1 protein-coding gene is annotated in these 2,054 nt (G+C 71.2%); it reads left to right on the top strand.

Annotation, left to right across the window (positions count from 1 at the left end):
• Positions 1-317 precede the first annotated feature (317 nt).
• On the top strand, positions 318-1,922 hold the full coding sequence (cimA, locus tag ACFU7Y_RS43370) for a citramalate synthase (protein WP_224282277.1): 1,605 nt from the start codon (positions 318-320) through the stop codon (positions 1,920-1,922).
• Positions 1,923-2,054: the final 132 nt, after the last annotated feature.

A 2,054-nucleotide genomic window follows, 5' to 3' on the forward strand; every position in this document is an offset into this window, starting at 1 on the left:
TCGCGAGACGGGCGGGCCGGATGCCGGGCGGCTGTGCCAGACTGCGAGCGTGTCCTCGCTTTCGCTGATTATTGGCAGCAGGCGCGCCGGTCCGCAGTGACCGCTTCCCGCACGACCGATGCGGAGCGACCACGAGCGTCCAGACCCGCGCGCAGACCTCTCGCACCCGCGAGGGGTTTTTTTGTTTCCCCGGACCGGCCGAGGGCCCTCACAAGGGGCCCGGGGACACCGGGACCGCGCGCGGGATCATGGACAGTGGAGCCGGGACAAGTCCGGCAGAGCAGTACCTACCTCCCCGAAACGGAGAACCAGGGGTCATGACCGAGGTCACCCGTACCGACGACAGTTTCCACGTGTTCGACACCACGCTGCGCGACGGAGCACAGCGGGAGGGCATCAACCTGACGGTGGCGGACAAGCTCGCCATCGCCCGGTACCTGGACGAGTTCGGGGTCGGCTTCATCGAGGGCGGCTGGCCCGGGGCCAACCCGCGCGACACCGAGTTCTTCGCCCGCGCCGCCACCGAGCTGGAGCTGGAGCACGCCCGGCTGGTCGCCTTCGGCGCCACCCGCCGGGCCGGCGGCAAGGCGGCGGAGGACCCGCAGCTGGCCGCACTGGTCGCCTCCGGCGCCCCGGTGATCACCCTGGTGGCCAAGGCGCACGACCGGCACGTGGAGCTCGCGCTGCGCACCACCCTGGACGAGAACCTGGAGATGGTCCGGGACAGTGTCGAGTTCCTGCGCTCCCAGGGCCGGCGGGTGTTCATCGACTGCGAGCACTTCTTCGACGGCTACAAGGCGAACCCCGAGTACGCCGTGTCGGTGGTCCGCACCGCGCACGAGGCCGGCGCGGACGTGGTGGTGCTCTGCGACACCAACGGCGGGATGCTGCCGGCCGGCGTCCGGGAGACCGTCGCCGACGTGCTGGCCAGGACGGGTGCCCGGCTCGGCATCCACGCCCAGGACGACACCGGCTGCGCGGTGGCCAACACCCTGGCCGCGGTGGACGCCGGCGCGACCCACGTGCAGTGCACCGCCAACGGCTACGGCGAGCGGGTCGGCAACGCCAACCTGTTCCCGGTGGTCGGTGCGCTGGAGATCAAGTACGACCGCCGGGTGCTGCCGCAGGGCCGGCTGGCCGAGATGACCCGGATCTCGCACGCGATCGCCGAACTGGTCAACCTGACCCCCTCCACCCACCAGCCGTACGTCGGCTTCTCGGCCTTCGCCCACAAGGCGGGCCTGCACGCCTCCGCGATCAAGGTCGACCCGGACCTGTACCAGCACATCGACCCGGAGCGGGTCGGCAACACCATGCGGATGCTGGTCTCCGACATGGCCGGCCGGGCCTCCGTCGAGCTCAAGGGCAGGGAGCTCGGCTACGACCTCTCCAGCGACCGGGACCTGGCCGGCCGGGTGGTGGCCAAGGTGAAGCAGCAGGAGAACCTCGGCTACACCTACGAGTCCGCGGACGCCTCCTTCGAGCTGCTGCTGCGCGACGAGGTGCGCGGCAGCCGGGACCGCTTCTACACCCTGGAGTCCTGGCGGACCATCAGCGAGCAGGGTCCGAAGGGCTTCACGGGCAACGAGGCCACCGTCAAGCTGTGGGCCAAGGGCGAGCGCCGGATCGCCACCGGGGAGGGCAACGGCCCGGTCAACGCGCTGGACCAGGCGCTGCGCGCGGCCCTGGAGGGCATCTACCCGCCGCTGGCCACCTTCGAGCTGGTGGACTACAAGGTCCGCATCCTGGAGGGCCAGCACGGCACCGGCTCCAAGACCCGGGTGCTGATCGAGTCCACCGACGGCGCCGTCACCTGGTCGACGGTGGGCGTGGCCGACAACGTGGTCGCCGCCTCCTGGTTGGCGCTGGAGGACGCGTACACCTACGGCCTGATCCGGGCCGGCCTGGAGCCCGCCGAGTAACCCGCCCCCGGAACGCCCGTGGCCCGTCGGACTTCGTGTGAAGTCCGACGGGCCGTCTGCGCCTGGGTCACCGCAGTCGGGCGAGCAGGGCGTGTTCGACGAGGGTGATGAGGGCGCTCTTGGCGCTGTCCC

Source organism: Kitasatospora sp. NPDC057542, assembly GCF_042801945.1.
Lineage (GTDB): Bacteria > Actinomycetota > Actinomycetes > Streptomycetales > Streptomycetaceae > Kitasatospora.

Coding starts and splice junctions, on each gene's coding strand:
- cimA (WP_224282277.1), top strand. CDS start 318: ATGACCGAGGTCACCCGTACCGACGACAGTTTCCACGTGTTCGACACC.